The sequence below is a fragment of the Roseovarius dicentrarchi genome (assembly GCF_003316635.1).
Lineage (GTDB): Bacteria > Pseudomonadota > Alphaproteobacteria > Rhodobacterales > Rhodobacteraceae > Roseovarius > Roseovarius dicentrarchi.
In genome coordinates this window covers 168,234-182,956 of record NZ_QNQP01000004.1, presented here as the reverse complement: position 1 = coordinate 182,956, position 14,723 = coordinate 168,234, and the positions used below count along the sequence as shown (strand labels likewise).

Below are 14,723 nucleotides of genomic sequence, written 5' to 3'. Positions count from 1 at the left end.
GCACAGCATTGGCAATTCCGAGCGGCATGCTTACATTTGGCACATGAGCATGATTTTCCCATTCGATAATTCCTATGCGCGCCTTGGCACCGGTTTTTCTGCCGCCCAGGCGCCCGTAAAGGTCAGCGCCCCGCAACTGATCGCGGTCAACCGCCCCCTTGCGGCCGAGTTGAACATCACGCTGGGCGATGATGATCAGATGGCGCAGGTCTTTGCCGGCAACGCCGTGCCGGACGGCGCGCAACCGATTGCTCAGGCCTATGCGGGGCACCAGTTCGGAGGCTTTTCGCCGCAGCTGGGCGACGGCCGGGCGGTTCTTTTGGGCGAGGTTGTCGATACACACGGCCAGCGCCGCGATATTCAGCTCAAGGGATCAGGCCCGACGCCGTTTTCGCGCAATGGCGACGGGCGCGCATGGCTGGGGCCGGTTCTGCGCGAATATGTGCTGAGCGAGGCGATGCACGCGATGGGTGTTCCGACCACGCGCGCCCTCGCCGCGGCCAGCACCGGCGATCCTGTCCACCGGCAGGAGGGCAAACTGCCGGGCGCTGTCCTGACGCGCGTTGCCGCCAGCCATTTGCGTGTTGGCACCTTCCAGTTTTTCGCAGCGCGCCAAGACGTTGCGGCACTTCGCCAGATCTACGATTACACCCGTGCGCGCCATTACCCCGAGGCGCAAACGCCGGGCGATCTGCTGCGCGCGGTCATCGGGCGGCAAGCCGCGCTGGTGGCGCAGTGGCTGGGTATCGGGTTTATCCACGGCGTGATGAACACCGACAACACGTCCTTGTCGGGCGAGACAATCGATTACGGTCCTTGCGCCTTTTTGGATGTGTGGCACCCGCAAACCGTCTTCAGCTCGATCGACCGCAACGGGCGCTATGCCTACGACAATCAGTCGGCCGTCATCGTGTGGAACATGGCGCAGTTTGCCAGCGCGCTGATCCCGCTGATGGATAATCAGGACCGCGCCATCGCCGAATTTACCGAAGCCGTCAACGCCATGCCCGCCCTGATCGAGGCTGAATGGCTGCGCATCTTTGGCGCCAAGATCGGGCTGGCCGATCCATCGCAGGAGGACCGCCCGTTGATCGACGATCTGCTGGGATTGATGCAGGCGGCAGAGGTTGATTTCACCAATACGTTCCGCGCGCTGGCCCGCACCGATGCAAGCGATACGTTTGAACAAATCGACGGTTTTGATGCGTGGCATGCCCGCTGGCAGGCGCGGCTGACCCGCGAGGGCGATTGGCGGGCGCGTATGAACGCGGCAAATCCGGCCATCATCCCGCGCAATCACCGGATCGAGGAAATGATTGCCGCCGCCGTCGCGGGCGATTTCACCCCGTTTCATCGATTGCTGGACGTGCTGTCGCGCCCCTATACGGATCAGCCGGATGCAGCCGATCTGACCCAGCCACCCGCACCCCATGAGGTGGTCCGCGCCACGTTTTGCGGCACCTGAAAATTCATCGAGCGAGGACAAGGCCATCTTTCGGATCGCCACATACAACCTGCAAAAATGCGTCGGACTGGACTTGCGCCGCCGGCCCGAGCGCATCATGGCCATCATTGACGGGCTGGACGCCGATCTGGTCATCTTGCAGGAGGCGGACAAGCGCCTTGCGCCGCGTCCTGCCGCATTGCCTGCGGATATGGTGCGGGACGCAGGCTGGCAGGTGATCCCCTTTGGCAGTGACGCGGATGGCGGCGTATCGCTGGGCTGGCACGGCAATGCGATGCTGATGCGGGGCGATGTTGAGTTGCTGGACACCGCACGTATTGATCTGCCGGGGCTGGAGCCACGCGGCGCGATCCGCGCCGATCTGATGACCCCGATCGGCCCGTTGCGCGCGATTGGCGTGCATCTGGGCCTGATCCGCCGCTACCGGCAGGCGCAGCTGGCCCATATCCGCGAAGAGCTGAACCGACTGCCCGACGCCCCCGCCGTGCTGGCGGGCGACTTCAACGAATGGGGCGCCTTTGGCACCGCGATGAGCGGCGGATCGCCCGGCCTCACACTGGCGTCCACGCCGCTCAGCTACCCTTCGCCGCGCCCTGTCGCGCGGCTGGACCGGATCCTGCACAGCCCGGACCTGCATGTTGCAGCCACGGGTGGCGGCGCCGCGCCCGGCGCCGCGCGGATCGCCTCGGACCATCTGCCGATCTGGGCCGACTTTGTGGCCGCGGGCCGCTAAATCCTTGCCATGTGGGTGATATTTGCCCAATGCTACACCCTTGCGCGCGGCAGAATGGGGCAGCCATGACATTTTTGCAAATCACATCCCTGCTGATTGTCTTGGCGGGTGTCTTTGGCGCGATCAACTACCTCGTTCTGAAACTGCCCTCCTCCATCGGCATCATGGTCGTGGCGCTGGCGGCATCGCTGGCGCTGATGGGGCTGGATGTGCTGATGCCGACGCTTGGCATCGCGGACCAGACCCGGCACATCGTCACCGGCATAGATTTCTCCGATGCGCTGCTGGAGGGGATGCTGGGCCTGCTGCTGTTCGCCGGCGCGCTGCATGTCAAACTGTCGGACCTGCGCGCGCAGTGGCTGCCGGTGGTGTTGATGGCAACAATCGGAGTTGGTCTCAGCACGCTGGTCGTGGGCGGTGCATTCAGCTGGCTGACAGGTATGCCGCTGATGATTGCGCTGGTGTTCGGCGCGCTGATCTCGCCCACTGATCCGGTTGCCGTTCTGGGCGTTCTGCGACAAGCCAACCTGCCCCAGTCGCTGGAGACCAAGATCGCGGGCGAATCGCTGTTCAATGACGGCGTCGGCTATGTCGTCTTCCTCGTGCTGGTCGGGCTGGCCTTTCCCGGCGGTGCGGCCCATTCCGACAACGGCGTGCTGGACGCGGGGCTTTTGTTTCTGCGCGAGGCGGGCGGCGGCGCCTTGCTGGGCGTGGTGCTGGGCTGGCTGGTCTTCCGCGTCATGCGTCTGATTGACGATTATTCGCTGGAGGTTTTGCTGACGCTGGGGCTCGCCTTTGGCGGATACGAGCTGGCCGTGTATCTGCATATATCGGCCCCGATCATGGCGGTCTGTGCCGGGCTTCTGATCGGCGATGTGGGCGCCAAACACGGGATGAGCGATGAGACGCGCCGCTATGTCGATGCCTTCTGGAAGCTGATTGACGAGATCCTGAACGCCGTTCTTTTCCTGATGATCGGGTTCGAGGTGTTCGCAGTCGCCTTCAGCGCAGATTATCTGATGGTCGGCGCGGCATCGATCGCAATTGCACTGATCGGGCGGCTGACGGCGGTTGCGGTGCCGGTGGCCATTCTGCGCCCGTTCCGAAATTTCAATCCTGGTGTGGTGCGGATCATGACATGGGGCGGGCTGAAAGGCGGGATTTCGGTCGCGCTGGCGCTCAGCCTGCCCGCCAGTGAATGGAGCCCCGTCATCCTGACAGCCACATATATGATCGTTGTATTTTCAATTATCGTGCAGGGGCTGACAGTGGCGCCGCTGGCGCGCCGGGTCAGCCAGCAGCCGGATCTTTTGTGATCGAAAGATGAAACCCCGCCGCCTGATTGGGCGACGGGGTTAAAAGCATCGTGAATTGTGACGCAATAGCGGTCCTAAGCCGCCTGGCTGCTCCGGCCACCGCCACCGCTGCGCCGGCGCCGCGGCGCCTTTGACGGTGCGCCGCCACCACCCGGCCCACCTTGGCCGCCACCGGATCGGCCTGCGCCGCCCCGGCCCCGGCCGCGACCACCGCCACCGCCGGATTTCGCCTTGGGATCGGGCAGCTCTTCCCAAGCGCGGCCTGAGGCGACAGGGATCGAAATGCCCATTACCTTCTGGATGTCCTTCAGTTCTCCCATCTCGTCAGGGGCGCAGAATGCGATGGCGGCGCCATCCTTGCCCGCCCGCGCCGTCCGGCCGATGCGGTGAATGTAGTTCTCCGGCACATTCGGCAGATCGAAGTTATAGACGTGTTTCACATCCGGAATATCCAGACCGCGCGCGGCCACATCCGTTGCCACAAGCACCTTGACCTGGCCGTCACGGAACGCCTTCAGCGCCCGCTCGCGCTGGCCCTGGCTTTTGTTGCCGTGAATCGCGGCCACCTTGAAGCCGGCGCTTTCCAGCTTGCGCGCCAGCTTGTCCGAGCCGTGTTTGGTGCGGCCAAAGACCAGCGCCAACTCGCCCTTGTGATCGCCCAAAAGCTCGATCAGCAGGTTCGGCTTTTCCGCCTTGGCGATGAAATGCACCGCCTGCGTGACCTTGTCGGCGGCCTTGCCCGGAGGGCTGACCTGCACCCGCTTGGGGTTGACCAGATAGCTGCTGGCGATCTCTTCCATCTGTTTGGGCATCGTTGCCGAAAACAGCATTGTCTGGCGCTCCTTGGCCAGCAGCGCCGCGATCTTGCGCAGGGCGTGGATGAATCCCATGTCCAGCATCTGGTCCGCCTCGTCCAGCACCAGAAACCGCGTCGCATCCAGACGGATCGCGCGGCGGTCAATCAGGTCCAGCAGACGGCCCGGTGTCGCCACCAGGATATGCGTACCCTTCTCAAGTCGCTTGATTTGCGGGCCGATCGACGATCCACCAACCACGACATTGATCTTCATCGGCGTATCCATGACCAGCGGCAGCAGCGTATCGCGGATCTGGTTGGCCAGTTCGCGCGTCGGCGCAAGGATCAGGCTGGTTGCGGTTTTGGGCAGCGGACGCTCGTCCACTTCCATCATCTGCGCCAGCAGCGGCAGGCCGAACGCCGCCGTCTTGCCGGTGCCGGTCTGCGCCAGGCCCATCACGTCATGGCCATTCAGCGCGTGCGGGATCGCATGGCTCTGGATCGGTGTCGGCTCGGTAATGCCCATGTTCCCCAGCTTGCGCACGAGAACCGACGGCAGACCCATTTCTTCAAACATATTCAAATTTATATCCTTTCGGACACGGGAGGATCCCATGCCGCATGCGGGCCGCATCAGGGCCCGTTTCGTGGTTCCGCCAAAGCCCTGACGCACAGGCTGGATTGCCCGTCGCGCCGATCCGGCGGCTGGCCCCACGCGTGATTTTGGGATCAATAGACAACACTTCGGTATTCGATGGACTGCGCAGTGGCGGTCCGGCTGCTCACGCGGCAGGAAGTGTCGGTTAAGGGCGATATGACGGCTCTGCCCGGACAAGTCAACCTTTGCCGCCCAGATAGCCCTGTGATTTGCGTTTTCCTGCGCTAAGGTGGGCGCAACGCGACCCATCCGGAGGCTACCATGAGGAAACGCAATTTTCGGCGCACACATCTGGGCGATCACAAGCTGGATGCATCGACGCAAATGACCGCCTATGGATTTGATCCCGCGCTGAGCGAAGGTTCGGTCAAGCCGCCGGTTTTTCTGACCTCGACCTTTGCGTTCGAGACGGCCGAGCAGGGCGCCGAGTTTTTCGATGTGGTGGCCGGGCGCGCCCCTGCGCCTGCGGGGATGGGCGCCGGCGGTCTGGTCTACAGCCGGTTCAACAATCCCAACGTGGAAATCGTCGAGGATCGCCTGGCCCTCTATGACGGTGCCGAGGCGGCGCTGGTCACAGCGTCCGGCATGGCGGCGATCAGCGCCGTCGCGCTCAGCTATTTGCGGCCGGGGGACGCCTATGTTCATTACACACCGCTGTATGGCGGCACCGAAACCCTGTTCGCCAAGGTGCTGGCCGAATGGGACCTGCACCCATCACCCTTCACCGACGGGCTGTCGCCCGATGATCTGACCCAGGCGCTCAAGAAGGCGGCGGCACGCGGTCCGGTAAGGATGGTTTATATCGAAACGCCTGCAAACCCCACAAACGCGGTGATCGAGCTTGCCATGGTGCGCCGGGCGGTCGATGACTGGGCGGCGGCGCAAGGCGCGGATACGCCGATAATCGTCTGCGATAACACCATGCTTGGCCCGGTGTTTCAAAAACCGCTGACTCATGGCATCGACATTTGTGTCTATTCGCTGACCAAATATGTCGGTGGCCACTCTGATCTGGTGGCCGGCGGCATCACCGGATCGAAGGCCGCGCTGAAGCCTGTTCGCGCGACGCGGTCCGCCTTTGGGTTTCAGTTGGATCCGCATTCGGCCTGGATGATATCCCGCTCGATGGAAACACTGGGGCTGCGGATGGAGCGGGCGGCAAATTCCGGGCGCGACGTGGCCAAATGGCTGGCCGAAAATGACATCATCCCCTGCACCGTTCTGCACCCGGAGCATGGCACCGGCGCCGCCCGCGCCGTGCATGATGCGCAATGCACCGGGCCGGGATCGACCTTCAGCTTCGTTGTGGCAGATGACCGCGCGCTGGCCTTTCGCATATTGAATGCGCTGCCCATTTTCAAACTGGCCGTGTCCCTGGGCGGGACGGAATCGCTGGTTTGTCATCCTGCGTCGACCACCCATTCGGGCGTGCCGCCCGAGGCGCGGGCGCTGGCGGGCGTGACCGAGGGTCTGATCCGCCTGTCCGTCGGGCTGGAACATTCCGCTGATCTGATCGTCGCGCTGGAGCATGCCTTTCGCGTGGCGGCCAGATAGGCTACGCATCGGCGGTGGAATTTCGCCGCCACCCGCATTAAGCACATGACGATTGCCATCATGGACAGACCGATGCCCGACACCATCACCGACCGCTGCGAGGCGCGCGGATTGCGCATGACAGGCCAAAGGCGGGTCATTGCCGCGGTTCTGGAGGAATCCGACGACCATCCGGATGTGGACGAATTGTACGCCCGCGCATCCGCGCGCGATCCCAAAATCTCGATCGCGACAGTCTATCGCACGGTCAAGCTGTTCGAGGAAACCGGTATTCTCGACAAGGTCGACTTTGGCGATGGCCGCGCCCGCTATGAGGATGCCCAGCGCGATCATCACGATCACCTGATCGACCTCGACACCGGCGATGTGATCGAGTTTTTCGATCCCGAGATCGAACGCCTGCAAGAAAAGATCGCGGCACGTTTGGGCTATCGTCTGAAAGGTCACAAGATGGAGCTTTACGGCAAGCCCCTGAAGAAAAAGTAAACGTCAGAGCGTTTCGCCCGCCGTGACGTCATGGCCATAGATCCAGTCGAACTGGCGCATCATACGCTCGGGCGCCACAGCCCCGCCCAGCCGCAAAGCTGCATGAGCTGCAAAGCGCAAGGGCTTGGAACTGATGTGATATTTCCAGGCATTGCCGCTGGCCGCATCAACCACCCGCGTCGCCCTGCCGATCCGTCTGGCCTGATAGGCCGCCAGCGCGGCATCCAGATCCGGGGCCTCTGCGGTGGCGGCGGCCAGCACCCAAGCATCCTCCAGCGCCAGTGAGGCGCCTTGCGCCATGAAGGGCAGCGTCGGATGTGCCGCATCGCCCAGCAGGGCATAGCGCCCGTCGGCCCAGACCGGCGCAACCGGGTGGCGGAACAGACCCCATTTACCAACTTTGCGGATGCGCTTCAGCTTGCCCTGAACGGCCGCGCCAAAATCCGAAAAGCGCGCGCGCAGATCGTCGGGATCGCCCTCAGCGCTCCAGCTTTCTTCGGCCCAGGCGCTGCGTTCCTCGACCGCGACCAGATTCAAGAGTTCGCCGCCGCGCACCGGATAGCTGACCAGATGGCGGCGCGGCGCCATGTAAACGCGCGCCTCATCCGTGCGGGTGCCGTCATGCGGCACGAGGGCGCGCCACGCCACCTGCCGGGTGAAAAACGGCGCCAGCGTTCCGTTCAGCCGCGGCCGCAGCACCGAATGAAGCCCGTCCGCCCCAATCACCAGATCCGCGGTCAGCGCGCCCGGATCGGTAATCCTCGTATTTACCTCGATGGTGACGCCCGTATCATTGACGCCCCGATGCAGCAGATCGATCAGGTCGGCCCGATGCAAAAACCAGTAATCGCGGCTGTCCAGCCGTTTCAGATCCAGCCGCAGCACCGGCCCCTTGCGGTAGTCGTGCAAGGCCACCGTCCCTGCCCGGCCGCCGACCTTTTCAACCGCGCCGCCCAGACCCAGACCGCGCAGCACGGCAAAGCCGTTCGGGCTGATCTGCAAGCCGGCGCCCACCTCGGTGATTGCGGCGGCCTGTTCATGGACCGTGACCCGCGCCCCGCGCAGCGCAAAGGCGCACGCAGCCGCCAGCCCGCCGATTCCGGCCCCGATTACGGCAATATTCAGCGTCTTTATATCCATGCACCCTTGATCCTACGAAAAACGCCGGAGCGATAGCCCCGGCGATCTGTATTACAGCAGATGGATGCGCGCTTAATCGTCGCGGTGCACCTTCTCGCGGCGCTCGTGACGCTCCTGCGCCTCCAGCGTCATGGTGGCGATGGGGCGCGCGTCCAGCCGTTTCAGGCTGATCTGGTCGCCCGTCATCTGGCAATAGCCAAACTCGTCATCGTCGATCCGGCGCAGCGCCTGATCAATCTTGGCCACCAGCTTGCGCTGGCGGTCACGGGTGCGCAGTTCCAGCGAGCGGTCGGTTTCCTCGCTGGCGCGGTCGGCGACGTCTGGAATGGCGCGCGTGCCATCCTGAAGCGCCTCGATCGTGTCACGGCTACCGGCCAGAAGATCCTCGCGCCAGTCAATCAACTTGCGGCGGAAATATTCTTTCTGACGCTCGTTCATGAAGGGTTCGTCTTCGACGGGCTGGTAATCGTCGGGCAGAAAAATTTCGGATTTCAAGCGTTGATCCTCTTTTTCATCAAGGTCCAAGGCGTCAGGATGCTGTGTCATCTGGCTCCCCTTTCGGCAGCGTTTACTGCAATAGGTCCGCTTTGTCACGAACCAATTACACTGCATTGATGTGTCAGGCGGCGCGCATTATCATGCGTTAACTCCCGAATGAGCTTTGGCGGAAAAAGGACTGAAACTTCTATGAAATTTGAAGGCACCGACAGCTATGTCGCCCCGCGCGATCTGACCATCGCCGTGAACGCCGCGGTCACGCTGGAGCGCCCCCTTCTGGTCAAGGGCGAGCCGGGCACCGGCAAAACCGAGCTGGCCCGGCAGGTCGCCGCGGCGCTGGGTCTGCCGATGATCGAGTGGAACGTGAAATCCACCACGCGCGCGCAGCAGGGCCTCTATGAATATGACGCGGTGTCGCGCCTGCGCGACAGCCAGCTGGGCGATGCGCGCGTGCATGACATCGCCAACTACATCCGCCCCGGCAAGCTGTGGCAGGCCTTCGCAGCGCAGGAACGCGTGGTGCTGCTGATCGACGAAATCGACAAGGCCGACATCGAGTTTCCCAACGATCTGCTGCAAGAACTCGACCGCATGGAATTTCACGTCTACGAAACGGGCGAGACGATTCGCGCGGCCCAGCGCCCCATCGTCATCATCACCTCGAACAACGAAAAGGAACTGCCGGATGCGTTCCTGCGGCGCTGTTTCTTTCACTATATCCAGTTTCCCGACATGGACACGATGCGCCGCATCGTCGAGGTGCATCACCCCAACATCAAGGACGCGCTTCTGACCACCGCGCTGACACAATTCTACGAATTGCGCGGCCAGCAGGGCCTGAAGAAAAAGCCGTCAACCTCCGAGGTGCTTGACTGGCTGAAACTGCTTCTGGCCGAGGATCTGACCGCCGATGACCTTAAAAAAGACGGCGCAAACGCCCTGCCCCGGCTGCATGGCGCGCTGCTGAAAAACGAACAGGACGTGCATCTGTTCGAACGTCTGGCCTTCATGGCGCGGCGCGAGCGCTAGGCGGCGCGGGCGGCAACGCAGCGATGCCGCCCACCCGTCACAATCGGAAAAACTTGCCGCAATTTGACCCAGAACGCACCTTACGGTTGTCCATTTGCCAGCCGACCCTGACCAGGATCGCGCTTTGAGCAGCGCGATCTTGTGCCGGTGGTGATATACCCATCGGAGGACATGCACGTTTTATGAACGTCTTGGGGGTACTATGCGCAGATTGATCCTTCCTTTGGCCCTGACGCTGGGCGCCTGCATGCCCGGCACGTCGGGCGATGTGGCGACGCGTGCGGCCATGCCGGACCTGTCCACGATGCCCAGCATCAATACGTTCGCGGTCCCGCGCCCCCACGCGCCCAGCCGGGCCAACAGCGACATCGCCCGCGATTTTCTGGACCTGTCGATGAAGCTGGAATCGGGTCGCAACCTGCCCATCCTGACCCGGTTTGAAACACCGATCACCGTGCAGATCACCGGCGCGCCGCCACCGACGCTGCAATCGGACCTCAGCCGGCTGCTGCACCGCCTGCGCACCGAGGCAGGCATCGACATACGGCAGGTGAACGGCCCGGCCAATATCACCATTCAGGCAGTCAGCCGCGCCGAAATACGCCGCGAGTTGCCGCAGGCGGCCTGTTTCGTCGTCCCCAACATTTCGCAGCTCAGCGAATACCGCACGGCCAAGCGTAGCCGCGCCACCGCGTGGAGCGCGCTGGAAACCCGCACCCGCGCGGCCGTGTTTCTGCCCAACGACACCAGCCCGCAAGAGGTGCGCGATTGCCTGCACGAAGAACTGGCACAGGCGCTCGGACCGCTGAACGATCTCTACAGACTGCCCGATTCGGTCTTTAATGACGACAATGTGCATACGGTTCTGACCGGCTTCGACATGCTGATCCTGCGCGCTTATTATGCGCCCGAACTGCACTCCGGCATGTCGCGCAGCGCCGTTTCGGCCCGTTTGCCCGGCATTCTCGCCCGTCTGAACCCAGCCGGCCGGACCATCGCCCCACGGCCCGCCAGCGACACGCCGCGCGCATGGATCCGCGCGATACAGACCGCATTGGGACCGGGCGCCGCCGCTCAGCAGCGCCGCAGTGCCGCCGAAAAAGCGCTGTCCATCGCCGAATCCGTCGGTTGGACCGATCATCGCCGCGCCTTCAGCCACTACGCCATTGGCCGCATCATCCAAAGCAGCGATCCGGCGCGCGCCCAGAACCATTTTGCCGCCGCCGACGCGTATTACCGCCGCAATCCCGCAACCGAACTGCACCGCGCCCACGCGGTGGCGCAACTGGCGGCCTATGCCATCAGCCAGGCGCGCGGGAATGACGCGCTGGCGCTTCTTGGCCCGCAGATCGCGGTTGCAGACCGCTATGAAAATGCGGCCCTTCTGGCGCAGCTCATGATGATGCGCGCCGAAGCGTTGGAGCTGTCGAGCCGCGCGTCCGAGGCGCGGCAGGTGCGTATGGACAGCCTCGGCTGGGCGCGGTACGGATACGGCGCAGATTGGGCCGTGCGGGCAAAACTGCGCGAGATTTCACGCCTTAACCCGCTCAAGGGTAGAAACGGGTAGCACAATGACCATCCTCATCGCGGCGCTGATCGGCGCCACGCTTGGCGGCTTCATCGCCTACCGCCGCAAGGGCCGCCGCGCCGATATTGCGCAATATGCCGCCGTGTTCGCCATGATTTTCGCGATCATCTGGGTCTTTGTGCTGATCCTCGTCACACGCGCAGCTACCTGAGCCACCGATGTTCCTGCCCTTCTTTCACCACCTGCGCGATGCCGGCCTGCCCGTGTCCCTGCGCGAATACCTGACCTTTCTCGAAGCGGTCGGCGCAAATCTCGTCACCTATGACACCGAAGGCTTCTACTACCTCGCCCGCGCCGCCATGGTCAAAGACGAACGCCTGATCGACCGGTTCGACCGCGCCTTCAGCGCCGCCTTTGCCGGGATCGAAGCGATCACGCCCGCCGATGTGCTCAACGCCGTCGATCTGCCCGAAGACTGGCTGCGCAAGATGGCCGAAAAGCATCTGACCCCCGAAGAGCAGGCCGAAATCGCGTCCCTCGGCGGGTTCGAGCAGTTGATGGAGACGCTCAAACAGCGGCTCAAGGACCAGCAGGGTCGCCATCAGGGCGGCAACAAATGGATCGGCACGGGCGGTACCTCGCCTTTCGGCGCCTATGGCTACAACCCCGAAGGCGTGCGTATCGGCCAAGACAAATCGCGCCACCAACGCGCGGTCAAGGTCTGGGACAAACGCGAATTTGCCAATCTGGCGGGTGACGTCGAACTGGGCACGCGCAACATCAAGATGGCCTTGCGCCGCCTGCGCCAATGGGCCCGCGACGGCGGCACCGAACAGCTCGACCTGCCGGGCACGATCCGCAGCACGGCGCAAAAGGGCTATCTGGACGTCCGCACCCAGCCCGAGCGGCGCAACGGCGCCAAGGTGCTGCTGTTTCTGGATGTTGGCGGCTCGATGGACGCCCATATCCAGCTGGTCGAGGAACTCTTTTCCGCCGCCCGCGCCGAATTTCGCCATCTTGAACATTTCTATTTCCACAACTGTCTCTACGAGGGCGTCTGGCGCGACAACCGCCGCCGGTGGAGCGAAAAGACCCCCACCTGGGACATCCTCAATACCTACGGGCCGGATTACCGCTGCATCTTCGTCGGCGATGCGGCCATGTCCCCGTACGAGATCGCCTATGTCGGCGGCGCCAATGAACACTGGAACGAAGAAGCCGGCCAGACATGGCTGGAGCGCGCCCGCGCGCAATGGCCGCTGAACCTGTGGATCAACCCCGTTCCCGAAAAATACTGGCCCTACACGCAATCCACCCAGATGATCGGCCAGATTTTCGAGGGCCGCATGGTGCCGATGACACTCGACGGGCTCGACCGCGGCATGCGCAGCCTCAGCCGATAACGCGCCGCGCCCCCCCTCTTTCTTTTTGCCTTAAATATCCCCGCGCGGAGCGCTCCCGCACTTTCAATCCGCGCTGCCCTCGGTGACCACGCGCCACGCGCGCAACTCCTCTTCGACCAGCACGTAAATCTCCTCCGGCGGCGTTGCCAGCGCGGGCCGCATCAGGCGCAGATCAATTCCCATGTCGTCCAGAAACTCCATCACGTCGCCTTGGCCACTCTGGATGTCAGACACCGCCATGAACGCCGGCAGCACGGTGTTCTTGCCGAAATAATGCTGATGCACGCCCACCTGTGCGCCCTCTCCCACGGCGCGCAGCACGCCCCCGGCCAGAACATAGGGGCAGGCGGAAAAGCAGATGTCGCCCGCCGCAATGTGCGTGTTCAGGCCCGCTTCGCGCAACGCGCGCCCGATCGCCAGCGCATCGCGCACCGACCCGCCGGGGCTGTTGATGGCCGCGAGGGTCAGGCCGTCTTCATCCTCCAACCGCTGGGCAAACCGCGCATCATCGCCCGGTGCAATCTCGCCGGTCACATGCAAGGTGTCGCCGGTCCGCAAAAACTCCAGCCGCCTCGGCATGTCGCCACTGTTCTCATAGGGGCGCTCCGGCGCGCCGGGTGCGCGCGGCGGCAGCGGCGTGTCGCGCGGCGCGTAGCGGCGGGTCTGATCGCCGGGCGCCAGGGGCGCATCGAACCCCGGCGCGCTCGATGGCCACGCCAAACGCGGCAGCGCCCCCAGCACGTCGGACCCCGCCAGCAGCCCCGCCATGATCAGTTGCAATCCCAGAACCGCATAGAGAACGCGCCGCGCGTCCCAGCCTTTGAGCCTGTCGCTCATAGTTTTGTATCCGGGCCGCTTGGTGGATCCGCACTCTCCACCGGGACGGGGCGGCGCACCTCGTCCATCTCATGCAGCACCACCATTGCCGCGCGCAGCTCCGACAGCGTCAACGTCTGCTCGATGCCCACGCCCTCGCGCCCCGATCTGATGGCCGCTTGCGTCACCATCAGGATGAACACCAGCACGGCCGGCAGCAAGTCAATCGCAATGGCCCCCGCCCAAGAAGGGGCAAAATTTCCGGCATAGCGGATCACCGCATCGGCGGTGGAAATCGGCGTATAGGTCGTATCGCTCGGCGGCGGCATCGCCACCACCGCATCGGCCGCGCTGCGCAGCGTCGTGGCGCGCTGGCCCAGCACCTCCAGCACCGAGGTGATCGTGCTTTGCTGGTCGCCGCGCGCGGCATCCGAGCGCCCGTCCAGCTCCGGCAAAACCACCGCCGCGGCCAGATCCTGCGCCGCGCGCGACACCAGCGGCGCGACCGACAGCTGGCGCAGCTGCGCGATCAGCCCGGCCAGCCGCACCGCCTCTTCGGAGAACTGGACCGAGCGCGGCTCGACCGGCCCCGGCTCCACCGTCAGGGCGCGCATGCGCGACAGGGTCGCGTTGCCTTCGGCAAAGGCCGCATCGACCAGCGGCTGCTGCGTGGCGATCTGCGCCTCCAGCCCGCGCAGCTCGTCCGATTTCTGGCTCAGCACGCGAAACACCGCGCCGCGCCCGGCAAGGCCAGACAGATCGCCGCTGGCCTCCTGCGCGCCCAGATCCTCGAAGGATTGGCGCACGCGGGCCACGTCCCGCTCCAACCCCTGCGCCGATACGGCAATCAGATTGGCCTGCTCCAGCGAGGCTTGATACTCCTGCACCGTCTTGGCCAGATGCTGCTCGACCGCCGCAGACCCGGCCAGCGCGGCGGCGTTCAGCCATGACGACATGGCGATGATCGCCAGCGATCCAATCCCCATCGACACCAGCAGCCCGATGCGCGACGCCATCGTGCGCACCGACGGCAAAAGCCGCATCAGGTACGACCAAAAGACGAAGATCCCGACCGACACGGCAATCGAATAGGACGCGGCGGCAAAAAAGCTGAGCGCGCCATTGTCGTCCAGCAGGGACGACACCCCCAGATAGGTGTAGATCCCCGAGGCCGTCGCCAGCACCCCCAGCGCCGCGCCGGTGATCCCGTCCAGCCAGCGCACATGGCCCTCCAGCTCGGCGGCATAGCGCACGCCCTGCGCCTCGGCCCGTGTGATCTGTGCCTCGCGTTTGGTCATGTG

General features: G+C 64.0%; 14 protein-coding genes. 9 read left to right on the top strand and 5 right to left on the bottom strand.

Going from position 1 to position 14,723, the window contains the following annotated elements; genetic code table 11:
* Nucleotides 1-43: 43 nt before the first annotated feature.
* The 3 genes from DQ230_RS04475 to DQ230_RS04465 all read left to right on the top strand — a co-directional run bounded on the left by DQ230_RS04475 (nucleotide 44) and on the right by DQ230_RS04465 (nucleotide 3,514).
* Nucleotides 44-1,465 carry a protein adenylyltransferase SelO gene (locus DQ230_RS04475; RefSeq protein ID WP_113911299.1) on the top strand — a complete coding sequence of 474 codons (1,422 nt, stop codon included), beginning with the start codon at nucleotides 44-46 and terminating at the stop codon, nucleotides 1,463-1,465.
* Nucleotides 1,431-2,198, top strand: coding sequence for an endonuclease/exonuclease/phosphatase family protein (locus DQ230_RS04470; protein WP_113911298.1), 768 nt, complete (start codon nucleotides 1,431-1,433; stop codon nucleotides 2,196-2,198). The genes DQ230_RS04475 and DQ230_RS04470 overlap by 35 nt, the downstream gene beginning before the upstream one ends.
* A 65-nt stretch (nucleotides 2,199-2,263) precedes the next feature.
* Nucleotides 2,264-3,514 (top strand): cation:proton antiporter, encoded by a 1,251-nt coding sequence (locus tag DQ230_RS04465; protein ID WP_113911297.1) that lies wholly within the window; start codon nucleotides 2,264-2,266, stop codon nucleotides 3,512-3,514.
* A 74-nt stretch (nucleotides 3,515-3,588) separates the two neighbouring features.
* Here DQ230_RS04465 and DQ230_RS04460 read toward each other — a convergent pair whose 3' ends face one another.
* Nucleotides 3,589-4,893 (bottom strand): DEAD/DEAH box helicase, encoded by a 1,305-nt coding sequence (locus tag DQ230_RS04460; RefSeq protein WP_238987419.1) that lies wholly within the window; start codon nucleotides 4,891-4,893, stop codon nucleotides 3,589-3,591.
* 336 nt (nucleotides 4,894-5,229) lie between these two features.
* On the opposite strand from DQ230_RS04460, the gene DQ230_RS04455 reads away from it, so the two are divergent.
* Nucleotides 5,230-6,522 carry a cystathionine gamma-synthase family protein gene (locus DQ230_RS04455; protein ID WP_113911296.1) on the top strand — a complete coding sequence of 431 codons (1,293 nt, stop codon included), beginning with the start codon at nucleotides 5,230-5,232 and terminating at the stop codon, nucleotides 6,520-6,522.
* Between the two features lie 72 nt (nucleotides 6,523-6,594).
* Nucleotides 6,595-7,008 (top strand): Fur family transcriptional regulator, encoded by a 414-nt coding sequence (locus tag DQ230_RS04450; RefSeq protein WP_113911356.1) that lies wholly within the window; start codon nucleotides 6,595-6,597, stop codon nucleotides 7,006-7,008.
* Between the two features lie 3 nt (nucleotides 7,009-7,011).
* On the opposite strand, the gene DQ230_RS04445 is transcribed toward DQ230_RS04450, so the two are convergent.
* A complete protein-coding gene (locus DQ230_RS04445) occupies nucleotides 7,012-8,148 on the bottom strand; it encodes an FAD-dependent monooxygenase (protein WP_113911295.1) in 1,137 nt (378 codons plus the stop codon).
* A gap of 72 nt (nucleotides 8,149-8,220) precedes the next feature.
* Nucleotides 8,221-8,694 carry an RNA polymerase-binding protein DksA gene (gene dksA / locus DQ230_RS04440; protein WP_113911294.1) on the bottom strand — a complete coding sequence of 158 codons (474 nt, stop codon included), beginning with the start codon at nucleotides 8,692-8,694 and terminating at the stop codon, nucleotides 8,221-8,223.
* Between the two features lie 141 nt (nucleotides 8,695-8,835).
* On the opposite strand from dksA, the gene DQ230_RS04435 reads away from it, so the two are divergent.
* The 4 genes from DQ230_RS04435 (at nucleotide 8,836) to DQ230_RS04420 (ending at nucleotide 12,606) form a co-directional block, all read left to right on the top strand.
* Complete coding sequence (locus tag DQ230_RS04435) at nucleotides 8,836-9,675, top strand: AAA family ATPase (RefSeq protein ID WP_113911293.1); 840 nt, start codon at nucleotides 8,836-8,838, stop codon at nucleotides 9,673-9,675.
* 202 nt (nucleotides 9,676-9,877) lie between these two features.
* Complete coding sequence (locus DQ230_RS04430; RefSeq protein ID WP_113911292.1) at nucleotides 9,878-11,242, top strand: DUF2927 domain-containing protein; 1,365 nt, start codon at nucleotides 9,878-9,880, stop codon at nucleotides 11,240-11,242.
* A gap of 4 nt (nucleotides 11,243-11,246) precedes the next feature.
* On the top strand, nucleotides 11,247-11,414 hold the full coding sequence (locus DQ230_RS04425; RefSeq protein ID WP_113911291.1) for an apolipoprotein acyltransferase: 168 nt from the start codon (nucleotides 11,247-11,249) through the stop codon (nucleotides 11,412-11,414).
* Nucleotides 11,415-11,421: 7 nt separating this feature from the next.
* Nucleotides 11,422-12,606, top strand: coding sequence for a vWA domain-containing protein (locus tag DQ230_RS04420; protein ID WP_113911290.1), 1,185 nt, complete (start codon nucleotides 11,422-11,424; stop codon nucleotides 12,604-12,606).
* Between the two features lie 63 nt (nucleotides 12,607-12,669).
* On the opposite strand, the gene DQ230_RS04415 is transcribed toward DQ230_RS04420, so the two are convergent.
* Entirely contained in the window at nucleotides 12,670-13,443 is a 774-nt protein-coding gene (locus DQ230_RS04415) for a COG3904 family protein (RefSeq protein WP_113911289.1), read from the bottom strand.
* On the bottom strand, nucleotides 13,440-14,720 hold the full coding sequence (locus DQ230_RS04410) for a hypothetical protein (protein WP_113911288.1): 1,281 nt from the start codon (nucleotides 14,718-14,720) through the stop codon (nucleotides 13,440-13,442). Before DQ230_RS04410 ends, DQ230_RS04415 begins: the two co-directional genes overlap by 4 nt.
* Between the last annotated feature and the right edge of the window lie 3 nt (nucleotides 14,721-14,723).

Bases quoted from the DNA above. Each gene is read 5' to 3' on its own strand.
- DQ230_RS04465 (WP_113911297.1), top strand. From the start codon at position 2,264: ATGACATTTTTGCAAATCACATCCCTGCTGATTGTCTTGGCGGGTGTC.
- DQ230_RS04450 (WP_113911356.1), top strand. From the start codon at position 6,595: ATGCCCGACACCATCACCGACCGCTGCGAGGCGCGCGGATTGCGCATG.
- DQ230_RS04415 (WP_113911289.1), bottom strand. From the start codon at position 13,443: ATGAGCGACAGGCTCAAAGGCTGGGACGCGCGGCGCGTTCTCTATGCG.
- DQ230_RS04455 (WP_113911296.1), top strand. From the start codon at position 5,230: ATGAGGAAACGCAATTTTCGGCGCACACATCTGGGCGATCACAAGCTG.
- DQ230_RS04445 (WP_113911295.1), bottom strand. From the start codon at position 8,148: ATGGATATAAAGACGCTGAATATTGCCGTAATCGGGGCCGGAATCGGC.
- DQ230_RS04435 (WP_113911293.1), top strand. From the start codon at position 8,836: ATGAAATTTGAAGGCACCGACAGCTATGTCGCCCCGCGCGATCTGACC.
- DQ230_RS04430 (WP_113911292.1), top strand. From the start codon at position 9,878: ATGCGCAGATTGATCCTTCCTTTGGCCCTGACGCTGGGCGCCTGCATG.
- DQ230_RS04475 (WP_113911299.1), top strand. From the start codon at position 44: ATGAGCATGATTTTCCCATTCGATAATTCCTATGCGCGCCTTGGCACC.
- DQ230_RS04425 (WP_113911291.1), top strand. From the start codon at position 11,247: ATGACCATCCTCATCGCGGCGCTGATCGGCGCCACGCTTGGCGGCTTC.
- DQ230_RS04470 (WP_113911298.1), top strand. From the start codon at position 1,431: ATGAGGTGGTCCGCGCCACGTTTTGCGGCACCTGAAAATTCATCGAGC.
- dksA (WP_113911294.1), bottom strand. From the start codon at position 8,694: ATGACACAGCATCCTGACGCCTTGGACCTTGATGAAAAAGAGGATCAA.
- DQ230_RS04420 (WP_113911290.1), top strand. From the start codon at position 11,422: ATGTTCCTGCCCTTCTTTCACCACCTGCGCGATGCCGGCCTGCCCGTG.
- DQ230_RS04410 (WP_113911288.1), bottom strand. From the start codon at position 14,720: ATGACCAAACGCGAGGCACAGATCACACGGGCCGAGGCGCAGGGCGTG.